This window comes from Nocardia sp. NPDC058519 (genome assembly GCF_042719755.1).
In the GTDB taxonomy this organism is placed as follows: domain Bacteria; phylum Actinomycetota; class Actinomycetes; order Mycobacteriales; family Mycobacteriaceae; genus Nocardia.
The window spans coordinates 154938-167833 of the sequence record NZ_JBHXNK010000002.1 but is presented as its reverse complement, the minus strand read 5'-3'; the positions used below and the strand labels follow the sequence as shown (position 1 = coordinate 167833).

At 67.1% G+C, this 12896-nt stretch carries 12 protein-coding genes; 7 read left to right on the top strand and 5 right to left on the bottom strand.

Annotated features, from left to right (window positions below; genetic code table 11):
• The first annotated feature begins 26 nt into the window (after positions 1–26).
• Both ACFWPK_RS03150 and ACFWPK_RS03145 read left to right on the top strand, forming a co-directional pair.
• The gene (locus ACFWPK_RS03150) at positions 27–1268 is read left to right on the top strand and encodes an aspartate aminotransferase family protein (protein ID WP_378912894.1); all 1242 of its coding nucleotides are present in this window, start codon (positions 27–29) and stop codon (positions 1266–1268) included.
• Between the two features lie 46 nt (positions 1269–1314).
• On the top strand, positions 1315–1809 hold the full coding sequence (locus ACFWPK_RS03145) for a DUF3830 family protein (RefSeq protein ID WP_378912893.1): 495 nt from the start codon (positions 1315–1317) through the stop codon (positions 1807–1809).
• 90 nt (positions 1810–1899) lie between these two features.
• On the opposite strand, the gene ACFWPK_RS03140 is transcribed toward ACFWPK_RS03145, so the two are convergent.
• Both ACFWPK_RS03140 and ACFWPK_RS03135 read right to left on the bottom strand, forming a co-directional pair.
• Positions 1900–3294, bottom strand: a complete 1395-nt coding sequence (locus ACFWPK_RS03140) for an amidase (protein ID WP_378912892.1) — start codon at positions 3292–3294, stop codon at positions 1900–1902.
• 11 nt (positions 3295–3305) lie between these two features.
• Complete coding sequence (locus tag ACFWPK_RS03135) at positions 3306–4271, bottom strand: D-2-hydroxyacid dehydrogenase (RefSeq protein WP_378912891.1); 966 nt, start codon at positions 4269–4271, stop codon at positions 3306–3308.
• An 86-nt stretch (positions 4272–4357) separates the two neighbouring features.
• Here ACFWPK_RS03135 and ACFWPK_RS03130 point away from each other — a divergent pair, with 86 nt between their 5' ends.
• The 4 genes from ACFWPK_RS03130 to ACFWPK_RS03115 all read left to right on the top strand — a co-directional run bounded on the left by ACFWPK_RS03130 (position 4358) and on the right by ACFWPK_RS03115 (position 7555).
• Entirely contained in the window at positions 4358–5098 is a 741-nt protein-coding gene (locus ACFWPK_RS03130) for an Asp/Glu/hydantoin racemase (protein WP_378912890.1), read from the top strand.
• Between the two features lie 124 nt (positions 5099–5222).
• On the top strand, positions 5223–5948 hold the full coding sequence (locus ACFWPK_RS03125; protein WP_378912888.1) for a maleate cis-trans isomerase: 726 nt from the start codon (positions 5223–5225) through the stop codon (positions 5946–5948).
• Positions 5935–6591 carry a GntR family transcriptional regulator gene (locus ACFWPK_RS03120; protein WP_378912887.1) on the top strand — a complete coding sequence of 219 codons (657 nt, stop codon included), beginning with the start codon at positions 5935–5937 and terminating at the stop codon, positions 6589–6591. Before ACFWPK_RS03125 ends, ACFWPK_RS03120 begins: the two co-directional genes overlap by 14 nt.
• 109 nt (positions 6592–6700) lie before the next feature.
• Positions 6701–7555, top strand: a complete 855-nt coding sequence (locus tag ACFWPK_RS03115; RefSeq protein WP_378912886.1) for an isocitrate lyase/phosphoenolpyruvate mutase family protein — start codon at positions 6701–6703, stop codon at positions 7553–7555.
• Positions 7556–7588: 33 nt separating this feature from the next.
• Here ACFWPK_RS03115 and ACFWPK_RS03110 read toward each other — a convergent pair whose 3' ends face one another.
• On the bottom strand, positions 7589–8215 hold the full coding sequence (locus ACFWPK_RS03110; RefSeq protein WP_378912885.1) for a DUF305 domain-containing protein: 627 nt from the start codon (positions 8213–8215) through the stop codon (positions 7589–7591).
• The gene (locus ACFWPK_RS03105) at positions 8212–9759 is read right to left on the bottom strand and encodes an LVIVD repeat-containing protein (protein WP_378913147.1); all 1548 of its coding nucleotides are present in this window, start codon (positions 9757–9759) and stop codon (positions 8212–8214) included. Before ACFWPK_RS03105 ends, ACFWPK_RS03110 begins: the two co-directional genes overlap by 4 nt.
• Before the next feature lie 335 nt (positions 9760–10094).
• On the opposite strand from ACFWPK_RS03105, the gene ACFWPK_RS03100 reads away from it, so the two are divergent.
• Positions 10095–11828, top strand: coding sequence for a BCCT family transporter (locus tag ACFWPK_RS03100; protein ID WP_378912884.1), 1734 nt, complete (start codon positions 10095–10097; stop codon positions 11826–11828).
• Here ACFWPK_RS03100 and ACFWPK_RS03095 read toward each other — a convergent pair.
• Positions 11825–12745, bottom strand: coding sequence for a 3-methyladenine DNA glycosylase (locus ACFWPK_RS03095; RefSeq protein ID WP_378912883.1), 921 nt, complete (start codon positions 12743–12745; stop codon positions 11825–11827). The genes ACFWPK_RS03100 and ACFWPK_RS03095 overlap by 4 nt on opposite strands.
• Positions 12746–12896 lie beyond the last annotated feature (151 nt).

Genomic DNA, 12896 nt, shown 5'->3' with positions numbered 1-12896 from the left:
ACAATAGACAATCTGGGGAGTCTTTGATGACCGAGCTGTCTCCCGTCCTGAAGCAGGCCACGCCCGTCCATGTCGACCACGGCGCAGGCTGCTACCTCTACGACACCGACGGTCGCCGCTACCTGGATTTCACCGCCGGGATCGGCGTCACCAGCACCGGGCACTGCCATCCCACCGTGGTCGCGGCCGCGCAAGCCCAGGTCGCCAGCCTGATCCACGGCCAGTACACGACGGTGCTGCACCGGCCGCTGCTGGAACTCACCGAGCGGCTCGGCACCGTCCTGCCCGAGGGCTTGGACGCGCTGTTCTTCGCCAATTCCGGCAGCGAGGCGGTCGAGGCGGCGCTGCGCCTGGTCCGCCAAGCCACCGGGCGGCCGAACGTGATCGTCTTCCACGGCGGTTTTCACGGCCGCACTGTCGCCGCCGCGACCATGACCACCTCGGGGACCCGGTTCTCGGCCGGGTTCAGCCCGCTGATGTCGGGTGTGCACGTGGCCCCGTTCCCGACCGCGTTCCGCTACGGCTGGAGCGAGGAGGAAGCCACCGACTTCGCGCTGCGCGAGCTCGACTATCTGCTCGCCACCCTCACCTCGCCCGCGGAAACCGCGGCGTTCATCGTCGAACCGGTGCTCGGGGAAGGCGGCTATATCCCCGGCAACACCCGGTTCTTCCACGGTCTGCGCGAGCGCGCCGACCGGCACGGGATCTTGCTGGTCTTCGACGAGATCCAAACCGGCTTCGGCCGGACCGGAAAGTTCTTCGGCCACCAGCACTTCGACGTTCGCCCCGACGTGATCACCATCGCCAAGGGTCTGGCCAGCGGCTTCCCGCTGTCGGGCATCGCGGCGTCGCGGGAGTTGATGGCGAAGGCCTGGCCGGGGTCACAGGGCGGGACCTACGGCGGCAATGCCGTGGCCTGTGCCGCCGCCGTCGCGACTCTCGAGGTGATCGAGGCCGAGGGGCTCGTCGACAACGCCGCCGTACGCGGCACACAGCTGCTCGCCGGTGTCCGGGCGCTCGCCACCAAGGCGATCGGGGATGTCCGCGGGCTCGGCCTGCTCGTCGGCGCCGAATTCACCACGGCGACAGGTGAACCCGACACCGAGACCGCGTCCGCCGCGCAGAAGTCGGCCGTCGACAAGGGATTGCTGCTGCTCACCTGCGGTGCGCACATGAATGTCGTGCGCATGATCCCGCCGCTGATCGTCACCGACACCCAGGTGAAGGACGCCCTGGGTATCTGGTCGGAGGTTCTCGCCGAGCTGTAGTCCGCACCGACCACGCGCTGTCGCACCGCACAGGAAGCAGGACCCGATGGCCCGCTACATGAGCATCACCCTCACCAAAGCCGGCGTCACCCGCCGCGCCCGCCTCCTCGACGACGAAGCTCCGCTCACGTGCGCCGCCGTCTGGGACGCGCTCCCGCAGGAGGGCGACGCCTTCCACGCCAAATACGCCCGAAACGAGGTCTACGCACTCGTGCCACGCATCACCGCCGCGCCGCATCGCGAAAACCCCACCGTCACACCGATTCCCGGCGACGTCTGCCTCTTCGATTTCGAGCCGTGGGAAATCGGCAACCCCGCCTACGGCTACGAACCAGGCTCGGCCGCCCACCACGCCCAGGGCGCGACCGACCTGGCCCTGTTCTACGGCCGCAACAATTTGCTGATCAACGGCGACCTCGGCTGGGTTCCCGGCAGCGTCTTCGCCACCATCGAGGATGGCCTCACCGACCTGGCGACGGCCTGCAACGGGCTGTGGTTGCGCGGTGTCGAGGGCGAGACGTTGGCCTTCGCCCGCGCATGAGCAGGCACTACGGCAAGACTTTCGCTTGTCGCCGGTGACATTTTCGGCGCCGCCGAACAGATACGGCGGCGCCGAAATGGTCTATCAACTTCAGGAGTTCAGAACGAACTCGGCGTGCCTGGCGACCGCGAGAATCAAATCGTCGGAATGACGTGGTCCGACGATCTGTAAGCCCACCGGCATTCCGGCGCGAGTTCTGCCGACCGGGATGCTGATGGCGGGCTGCTGGGTCATGTTGAACGGGTAGGTGAACGGGGTCCAGTCGGGCCAGCCGTTCAGCCCGCTGCCCGGCGGCACATCGTGTCCGGCTTCGAACGCGGTGATCGGCATGGTCGGGGTGATCAGGACGTCGTAGGCCATATGGAAGTTGCCCATCGTGATGCCGATTTCGGCGGCGACGTGGCGGGCGTCGAGATAGTCGATGGCGCTGACGGATTCACCGCGCGCCCACACCTCGGCCAAACCGGCATCCACCTTCTCGCGCGACCCGGCGGGGAACTTCGCCAGCATGGTCGCCGCGCCCGCGGCCCACAGCGTTTCGAAAGCCGCACGCGGATCGGCGAATCCGGGATCGACCGCATCGATGGTCAGATCGGCCTCGGCCAATCGCGCCACCGCGCTCTCGACGATCTGGGCGACCTCGGGGTCGACCTGCGCGTACCCGAGCGTGGCGGAGTAGCCGACCGACAGCCCGCGCACATCGCGCTGTATCTGGCTGCGGAAGGTCGTGAAGGTGGGCGCCAACGCGGTCGGGTCGCGCGGATCGGGCAGCGAGAGGATGTCCATCAGCAGCGCCGCGTCCTCCACGGTGCGCGTCATCGGTCCGGCGTGCGCGAGCGGGCCGAACGGGCTGGCCGGGTAGAGCGGAATCCGCCCGTGCGTGGGTTTGAAACCGACGATCCCGCAGAACGAGGCCGGAATTCGGATGCTGCCACCCCCGTCGGTGCCGACCGAGACCGGCGTCATCCCACCCGCTACCGCCGCCGCGCTGCCCCCGGACGACCCGCCTGCCGTCGTGGCCGGATCGGCGGGATTGCGGGTGACCCCGGTGAGTGGACTGTCGGTGACCCCCTTCCAGGCGATCTCCGGTGTGGTCGTCTTACCGACGAACACCAGCCCGTCCTCGCGCAGCCGAGCGGCGACCGGACTGTCCACCAGCCACGGTCCGCCCGCGTCGACACAGGTGGAACCGCGCAGGGTCGGCCACCCCTCGGTGAGAAAGATGTCCTTGATGGAAATCGGCACACCGTCGAGCAGCCCGCGCGGATTGCCCGATTGCCAGCGCGCCTCGGAATCCTTGGCCTGCACCAGCGCCCGATCCGGATCCACCAGACAGAACGCGTTGAGCGCGCCGTCGCGGGCGGCGATGGCATCCAGACAGGCCTGCGCGGCCTCGACGGGGGAGAGCTGGCCGACCGCGTAGGCAGAAACCAGCTGAACCGCCGTCATCACGGTGGGATCGGTGGGGAGATCGGGCTGCGTCATGGCGGGCTCCTTCAGCCGGGCACGTACCCGAGCGTCTTGTCGACAACGTTGTTCAGCGGCAGACCGGCCGCCCACCTGCCGAAGTTGTCGGTGAATGCGCGGACGATCTCGGTGCGCCAGCCGTGGAAATCGCCCGAATTATGTGGCGTGAGCACCACATTCGGCAGATCCCACAGCGGGTGACCGGCAGGGAGCGGCTCCGGGTCGACCACGTCCAGTGCGGCCGCGGCGATCGAACCGTTGCCGAGCGCGGCGACGAGATCGTCGGTAACCACTAGTTCCCCGCGCCCGACATTGACAAACCTGGCATGCGGTTTCATCGCCGCGAACGCGGCGGCATCGAACATGTGCGTGGTCTGCGCGGTGAGCGGCGCGATCGCGATCACGTAGTCGGCGCCGGGCAATTCGGCATGCAGATCGTCGCTGATGGTGTCGAAATCCGGGTCGCCGGTGCGCGCACGGCGCCCTACCCCGCGCACAGTCATTCCCGCGGCGCGCAGCAGTCGCGCGATGGTCCGGCCGATCGAGCCGGTCCCGACGATCAGCGCGGTGGCGCCGGCGACGCGTTCGGACTCCCGGTGCCGCCACTCGTGCCGCTGCTGGAGCCGGATCGACCCCGGCAGGTCCTTGGCGAACGAAATGATCTGTCCGAGAACATATTCTGCGATGGCCGCGTCGAAGACATTGCGGGTATTGGTGACCACCACATCAGATGCTCGCAGTTCCGGGAACATCACCGGATCCACGCCGACGCCACCCATGTGCAGCCAGCGCAAGCGGTCGGCGCTGTGCCACGCACCGGGTACGGCGCGAGACTGGAAGTCGTAGACGAACAGCACATCGGCGCCGCGTAGCGCATCGGCGAGCCCGTCGGCCTCGGTGTAGCGCACGTCGGCGCGTTCGGCAACGGGGGCCATGAGGTCCGATTCGGGCACACTGTCACGATGTAGGACGGTGACAATCGGCCCGTTTTCCACATTGACACCGTACGATCAGATCGTATGATTGTCAACAATCCGATCGTGTTCGGAGGTCTGCCCGGCTGAGCGCGAGAGGGGCCGCAGTGGAGTTCAGCTTCCCGGACATCGACGGGCCGGTAGCCCAACGAGGCATCGGCGTGATCGCGCCGTTCGACCTCGCCCTCGAACGGGAACTGTGGCGGTGGGCGCCCCTGGAGGTGAGTCTGCATCTGGCCCGCACCCCTTATGAACCGGTGCCGGTGTCGCTGGCCATGGCCGAGCTGGTGTCCAACCCGCTGCACCTCACCGCGGCCACTCACGACGTCCTGCACGTGGAGCCGGAAGTCGTCGCGTACCTGTGTACTTCGGGCAGCTTCATCAACGGACTCGCCTACGAACGATCCCTGCGGGAAACCATCTGCCTGGCGGGCGCACCCGACGCGGTGACCACCTCCGGTGCCCTGGTGGAGGCGATCAAGCACCTCAACATCACCCGGATGTCGGTGATCACGCCCTACGACGAGGTCCTCACCGGCAAGCTGCACGACTTCCTCGACGAAGCGGGATGCGCCACGATCAGGTCCGATCACCTCGGGCTCGGCGGCGGTATCTGGAAGGTCAACTACCGCACCATCGCCGAACGGATACTCGGTGCCGACGACCCACGCTCGGAAGCGATCTTCGTCAGCTGCACCAACCTGCCGACCTACGACGTGATCGAGCCACTGGAACAGGCACTCGGCAAACCGGTCCTCACGGCCAATCAACTGACCATGTGGGCATGCCTGGGTCGCATGAAATTGCCCATGATGGGCCCAGGAAAGTGGCTGGTCGATGTCTTCTGAACGAATGCAGACGCGACATTCTGCCCAGGAAAGTGGCTCGTCGATGTCTTCTGAGCCAATGCTGACGCGACATTCTGCCCAGGAAAGTGGCTGGTCGATGTCTTCTGAACGGAGCGAGATGCATATGCCGACAATCGGATTCATCTATCCCGATCACGCCGCCGAGGACGACTACCCGCGCGCCGCGGCCCTGCTCGACGCCGCGTTGCCGGTGGCGCACATCTACGGCACCGATCTGCACGCGATCGCCGAACTGCTCGACCTGGGCAGCCCGGAGAAGCTGCGTCACGGTGCGTCGTTGCTGGCACCCGAGGAACCCGCCGCCGTCGTCTGGGCGTGCACCTCGGGCAGTTTCGTCTATGGCCCCGAGGGCGCTCGCGGTCAGGTCGAGAGCCTGGCGGAGGCGGCCGGAGTACCCGCCTCGAGTACGAGTTTCGCGTTCGTCGAAGCGGCGCGGGCGCTCGGTGTGCGGCGGGTGGCCGTCGTCGCGAGCTACCCCGAGGAGGTGGCGCGGTTGTTCGTCGACTTCCTCGCCGACGCGGGCATCGAGGTGGTGTCGATGTCGAGTGCCGGCATCGACACCGCCGCCGAGGTCGGCACCCTCGACCCCGACCAGGTCCTGACCCTGGCCGTCACCAACGACCACCCCGACGCCCAGGCACTGCTCATCCCGGATACCGCCATGCATACTCTCGAGGTGCTCCCGAAACTCGAAGCCGCGCTCGGTAAGCCGGTGCTCACGGCGAACCAGGTCACCATCTGGGAAGGTTTGCGGCTGGCCGGGGTCACCGCCTTCGCCCCTGAACTCGGCGCGTTGTTCGCGGAGGAGAGCCGGCATGTCGATCATTGATTTCGAGCCGGTCAACCAGCAGTCCACCGCGGAGATGATCGCCGGCCGACTGCGCGAGGCGATCATGCGCGGTGCGCTCGCCCCCGGCGCCCAGCTCGGTGAAGCCGATCTGGCAACCAGTTTCGGCGTCTCCCGCGGACCCGTGCGCGAGGCCATGCAACGCCTCGTCCAGGAGGGCCTGCTGTTCAGCATCCGCAACCGCGGCATCTTCGTCATCGAACTCACCACCGACGACGTCGTCGACATCTATCGCGCCCGCACCGCCCTGGAAGGCGGCGCACTCGACCTCATCCTCGACGGCCGCCGCGACATCGCCTACGCCGCACTGCAACCCAGCGTCACCGCCATGCGGCTCACCGCCGAAGCGGGCGACGCTCCCGGGGTCTCCGACGCCGACCAGGCCTTCCACGAAGCCCTCGTCACCGCCGCCGACAGTTCCCGCCTCGTCCGGGCCGCCCGCACCCTGCTCATCGAAACCCGCATGTGCCTCGGCGCGCTCCAAACCACCTACCCCGACCTCCGCGAACAAGCCCGCGAACACGTCGAACTGCACGAAGCGATCGGCACCGGCTCGCCCGAGCGGGCGCACGCCCTTCTCGTGGAACACATGGACGACGCCGTGCGTCGCCTGCGTGCGCGCTAGTTTCAGGTCAGCGGCACTGCCTTCCACCAGTCGAGCAACTGTGTGGTCGATGGGCAGGGCGGGGCAGAATGGGCTCGGTAAGGACACTCCGATTCCCCCAGGAGCTCTTGTGGACAGCGAACAGCGAATACGCGCACAGGCTTTCGTCGACCTGCACCGCGCGGGTTGTTTCCTGCTGCCGAATGCCTGGGACGCGGGCAGCGCCCGGATTCTCGAGTCGGTGGGATTTCCGGCGATCGCCACCACCAGCGCGGGCGTCGCGTTCTCCTTCGGTCGCCCCGATCACGATTTCTTCACCGAGCACGGCGAGCACGGTCGCGTCGATCGTTCGACGATGATGCGCCGGATCCACGAGATCACCGCCGCCGTGCGGGTACCGGTCAGCGCCGACCTCGAGGAGGGGTACGGCCCCGACGTCCAGGAAGTGGCGACCACGATCTCGCTCGCGATCGACGCCGGTGCGGCGGGCGGCAATATCGAGGACTTCACCGGCGACCGAACCACCCCACTGTTCGACGAGGTGCACGCGGTGGACCGGGTCCGGGCGGCGCACGCGGCGGTGGCTGCCAGCGGTGAACCGTTCGTGCTCGTCGGTCGCACCGACGCTCTGCTCGTGGACGCGGGTCTCGACGAAGCGATTCGCCGTGCCAACTCCTACCTCGCCGCGGGCGCGGACTGTGCCTTCGTCCCCGGGGCCGCGGACGCCACCACGATCGCCACCCTCGTCGACGCGCTCGACGGACCACTCAATGTCGTCATGGGACTGACCGGTGGCGCCTTGTCGATGGCCGAACTGGCCGACCTCGGCGTCCGCCGGGTCACCGTAGGCGGCAGCATCGCGCGCCTGCTCTACCGCCACCTGCTCGACGCGGCCACCGAGCTCGCCGAGCACGGCACCTTCACCTACGGCAACACCCAACTCACCCAATCGGCTCTCAACGCCCACTTCGCCGATCGAACCTGAGACCCGATCCGTGCCGGCGCCTGCTGATCTCGATCAAGAGGTGGGCCGGGCACCTCGCAGGTCGAGGAGCATGCCGAGGTAGCCCAGTTCCTGGCTTTGGGATTGGGCCATCGCGCGGGCGGCCTGCTTTACCGGGCCCGAGGTGAGGAGCGTGTCGGCGGCGCGGGCCATCGTGACGCCGCCCGCGTGATGGCGGTACATCAGTTGCAGGAAGAGGATTTCGGCGTCGGCCGCGCGGGCCGCGGCGAGGGTGTCGAGGTCGGCCGTGGTGGCCATGCCGGGCATCGTGGCCGAGGCAGTGGTCGAGTGCTGGTGGGCTCGGGCCATCCAGGTCATCGGCACAGCCGCGGTGGGTGCGGCGCGGGCGAGCTGGGTCCAGCCGAGCAGCGTGCCGATCTCCACCCGCTGGGAGTCGGCGATCTGATCGGCCAGCCTGCGCACAGTGGGGTCGGCGGCCGGGTCGAGGCGTTCGGTGAGGATCAGCGCCTGCTGGTGATGGGCGGTCATGTCCTGGACGAAGCCGAGCTCCGTCGCGGTGAGAATCGGAGCGGGCGTGGCTGTCTCGGTGACGAAGAGCGGTCGCAGGGCGGCACCGAGCGCCAGCAGGAAAAGGGTGGCGGCGCCCGCGAACGCCAGGCGGATCACCCGGTTCACGGTCACGACCCGACCGTGGACTGCTGATTCGCGGGCGGTGTGTACACCTCGTTGTCGAGTTGCAACACCATGAACCCATTGTCGGAGCAGGTGACATACAGCTGATCGCCACGCCACTCCGGCGGCGAAAGGCACCAGTCCGTGGACAGGTCACCGAACGCGATATCGCCTGCTCGGGCGGTCAGCACCTGCGCTGGATCGAAAAGCCCCTCGGCCATCGCCCGCAGCGCGGCCGGGGCGCTCATCAGCGGGATCCCGATGATCGAGGCCAGCGCGTGGGGTGAGTTCCAGATCTCGAGGTTACGGCCGGTCCTGGCAGGCGGGTTGAAGTAGGCGATCTCGCGGATGCCGCCGGGATCGCGGACGTCGAACACCCGGATACCGGAGGAGATCCAGCCACAGGCCAGCGCGGTCGGGTTGTCGGGACGGTCGGCGGTGCAGTAGTGCGATTCGTAGGAGAACGCCGAACCGCCCATCGAAGAACCGATACCGGAGTCGATATTGGCGGGCAGGTTGATCTCGAGTTTGATCTTGGCGGTGATGCGGGGCGCGCTGTCGTCGGAGACGTCGATGAGTTTCACCCCACCCGAACCGCCCTCGTCGACGGTGAACAGATGGGGCACGCCGTCATAGGTCACGGGCACGCTGTGCTGGGTGGCCCACCCGTCGGTCCAGAAGGTGCGGCCCAGATGCGGCACGTACGGATTCGGGTCGCGCCGTTGCACCGCGCTCACATCGAGCACGGTGAAGCCGCCCAGCGCGGAGATGTAGAGCCGGTTCCCATCGGTGCTCACGCCGAGCCCGTGTGCCTCGAGCCCCGTCAGTCCCTGCCAGATCACCCGGGGATTCGCCGGATCGGTGAGATCGATCGCGCTGAGAAATCCGGGCACAAGGCCCGACGCCCAATAGGTGCGACCATCGGGCGAGAAGCCGCCTTCGTGCGTCGTGATCGGCAGTGGCATCAGCAGATTCGTGCCGGTCCCCGGATTGAGCAGGCGCGGATGCGCGCAATCGGAGACGTCGTACACCGACAGGTATCCGGCGCCCATGCCCACCGGCACGCCCGTCCCGACCAGCAGTTTGCGAGTCGTGTTGACCTTCAACGTCTCCCAGGTCCCGGCCAGCATGGCGGGCTCGGCGAGCGTCGCGGTCAGCCGCGGCGCGGTGGGATCGGAGACATCGAGGACCTGTACGCCGGGGTGCTCGCTGAGCATGTTCCCGGGGAAGAAGGTGCCGACGTAGGCGCAGTGCTCGAAACTGGTGGAGGTGATGCCCGCTCCCCGCCCGGCGTAGCCCCCGATCATGGACATATTGCAGCGATAGCCCTGGGTGCTGCGCCCACTGTCTCGGTCAATCGCCGGTACATCACCCTGCAACCCGGTCTCCGGCAGCGATCCGGGCCCGCAGTCGGCGCGCGGCACCGCCGTTCGGCCCACCTCGAGAAATTCGTGCACCGCACCGGTCAGGTCCGCACCGAAATCCGCGGACGCTCCCGACGGCAGGCCGAGCGCCACGAGTGCGGTTATCGCGGCAGCTGCCACATACCGGATTAGAGAATGTCGCCGGTCAGGAGGCTGTGGTGCGTTTGCCCCTGGTTCGACCGGCCGGATCGTGGCCGCGGCGCTGAATGGTGTGTCGGTGCGCGGTTTCGGTGGCATCGTTGCCCTCCCCAATCAATGCTGCTGACAACACAACTGGCTCAGACAGTTGTGCCGTGTCACGAATGGTAAGCCGGATGAATGGTTGCGGAAGGGTGTTTCGGGGAACAGGGTGTTGGGCGGGCTCGTGCTTACCTCGGGCGGCCGCCCATACGCTGTACGGTTGCTCTGCACGACCAGCGTCAGTCAAGGCGGGGAGTTTCCGCGATCGGAGAGGACTCGGATCCATGTCGAACGATGTCGTAGGAAGTTCCGGGGGCACACCGTCGCGCCGGGAAGTGGTAGCCGGTGGGTCGCCAGGCAAATCCAGGCTGGATCTGCTCATCTTCTGCGCCACCGCGATCGGTGCACTCGCCTTCGTCGCCTGGGGTGTCTTCGACGACGAAAGCCTCGCCTCCGCCGCGAGCACCGCTCAGAAATGGGTCATCACCAATACCGGCTGGTTGTTCGTGCTCACCGCGACAGCGTTCGTGATCTTCGTGATCTGGCTGGCGATCAGCCGCTACGGCCGGATCCCGCTGGGCGACGACGACGAGAAACCCGAATTCCGCACCGTGTCTTGGATCGCGATGATGTTCAGCGCGGGCATGGGCATCGGCCTGATGTTCTGGGGTGTGGCGGAACCGCTGTCGCACTTCGTGAATCCGCCGCCGCACACCGCCGAGCCCGGTTCCCCGGCAGCCGCCGAGGTCGCCATGGCCACCACGCTGTTCCACTGGACCCTGCACCCGTGGGCGATCTACGCCGTCGCGGGTCTGGCCATCGCCTACGGCACCTTCCGAAAAGGCCGCTCGCAGTTGATCTCCGCGGTGTTCCGGCCGCTGCTCGGTCACCACGCGGACGGTATCGGTGGCCGTGTCATCGACATGATGGCGATCTTCGCCACCCTGTTCGGCTCGGCCGCCTCCCTCGGCCTCGGCGCGTTGCAGATCGGCGCCGGCATGGAATTCAACGGCTGGATCGACAGCATCGGCAAGATCGGCCTGGTCGCGATCATCGCGGGCCTGTGCGTGGCCTTCGTTCTGTCGGCGGTCTCGGGTGTCGCGCGCGGCATCCAGTGGCTGTCCAACATCAATATGGTGCTTGCCCTGGCGATCGCAGCATTCGTGTTCATCGCGGGGCCGACGTTGTTCATCCTCAATATGCTGCCGACCTCGCTCGGCGACTACATCGAGAGCCTGCCGACCATGGCTTCGCGCACCGGCGCCGGTGACGACGCGATGCAGGCGTGGCTGTCGAGCTGGACGATCTTCTACTGGGCCTGGTGGATCTCGTGGACGCCGTTCGTCGGCATGTTCATCGCGCGGATCAGCCGCGGCCGCACCATCCGCCAATTCGTCACGGGCGTGCTGCTGGTGCCGAGCGTGGTGAGCCTGCTGTGGTTCGCGATCTTCGGCGGCGCGGGCATCGCCGAACAGACCAAAGACGGTGCGCTCACCGAACCCGACGGCTCGGTGGACTCCAACTTCGCCCTGTTCCACCTGCTCGACCAGTACCCGATCACGTCGGTGACCACGGTCGTCGTGATGATCCTCGTCGCCATCTTCTTCGTCTCCGGTGCCGACGCGGCCTCCATCGTGATGGGCACGCTGTCCGAGCGCGGCAACATCGAACCGTCGAAGTGGGTTGTCATCTTCTGGGGCGCGGCTACCGGCGCCGTCGCCGCGATCATGCTGGTGATCGCCGATTCCGACAATCTCGGCGGTGCTCTGACCGGCCTCCAGGCGTTGACCACAGTGGTGTCACTGCCGTTCCTGGTGGTGATGGTGGCGATGTGTGTGTCGCTGTACAAGGACCTGCGTGACGACCCGCTGATCGTGCGCGCCGACCGCGGGATCGAACTGGTCGAGATCGCTGTGGATCAGGGCACCGAGATGCACGACGGTGATTTCTCTCTGGTCACCGAACCGTCGCCGGACAAGCCCGAAGATGCCCCTGTCGGGACCGAAGAACGGGGCTAACCCTCTACGTCGATCCTGGCCTGCGCTGATGACAACTCGGCGCAGGCCAGTCGCATGCGATCTCGCAGTGTGTCAGCGGATTCGGCGATGGCTGCCTGGGTGCGAACGTAATCGGCTCGGCCGGTAGGGGTTTCGATGCGGACCGGCTCATAACCGAGGTCGGACAGATCATAGGGACTGGCTCGCATATCGAGTTCGCGTGCGGTGCAGGCGAGTTCGAAGCAGTCCAGCAGCAGATCCGAGGAGATCAGGGGCGCGAGTTTGAAGCCCCACTTATAGAGATCCATATTCGCGTGCAGGCACCCCGGCTGCTCCCGCTGCACCTGGTCCGCCCGCGTGAGCGGTTCGGCATTGCGCCCCACCGCCTCCGGTGTGAAGAACCGGAACGCGTCGAAGTGTGTGCACCGCAACGACATCGACTCCACCACCGCATCGGTGCCCGCGTGCCCCAACCGCAGCGGAACCTGCTGGTGGCGTACATCCTCGGTGCGATAGACCATCGCCCATTCGTGCAGACCGAAACACGACAACTGCGCCGGACGCCGCGCGGTGGCGGTGAGCAGTCCGGACACGAACTCGATGGTGTCGCGCCGTTTGGCCAGATAGGCCGGGTCGGCGGTGAACACGTTCTGCTCGCCGGGAAGCTCGTGATACCCCCGAGCGCCCCGATAGTCGCCCGCGTCACGCAGTGCGACCCCGAACCCCGGATGCCATCGGCGCAGCTGCGAAGGCTTGTTGCCGTAGTAGGTGAACAAGAAATCCACGACCGGATGGGTGGTGCCCGCCGCCCGACGCTCGAGATACGGCCCGACCAGCCGATCGAGCCGGTCACGGTGCGCGCGCGCAGCGGCCCGCCACTCGACCGCAGGTAATACCCGCAGGTCGAGAGCGTGGACGAGGTCGCCGTGCGTGCTCACCGGGTCATTATCCCGCACCGGTCCGCAGCAGCTGATCCCACCGGCGCTCGCTGACGAGCTAGGAGTTGCCATAGGCTCCGAAGGGTGGGTATCGGACGCGCGCTGCCCGCTATCGGACGCTCTATCGAAGGACTCGGCCCGCAAGGTCGTG

Excerpts from the sequence above, each read along its gene's own strand:
- ACFWPK_RS03100 (WP_378912884.1), top strand. The coding sequence starts at position 10,095 with ATGTCGAACGATGTCGTAGGAAGTTCCGGGGGCACACCGTCGCGCCGG.
- ACFWPK_RS03125 (WP_378912888.1), top strand. The coding sequence starts at position 5,223 with ATGCCGACAATCGGATTCATCTATCCCGATCACGCCGCCGAGGACGAC.
- ACFWPK_RS03140 (WP_378912892.1), bottom strand. The coding sequence starts at position 3,294 with ATGACGCAGCCCGATCTCCCCACCGATCCCACCGTGATGACGGCGGTT.
- ACFWPK_RS03150 (WP_378912894.1), top strand. The coding sequence starts at position 27 with ATGACCGAGCTGTCTCCCGTCCTGAAGCAGGCCACGCCCGTCCATGTC.
- ACFWPK_RS03120 (WP_378912887.1), top strand. The coding sequence starts at position 5,935 with ATGTCGATCATTGATTTCGAGCCGGTCAACCAGCAGTCCACCGCGGAG.
- ACFWPK_RS03145 (WP_378912893.1), top strand. The coding sequence starts at position 1,315 with ATGGCCCGCTACATGAGCATCACCCTCACCAAAGCCGGCGTCACCCGC.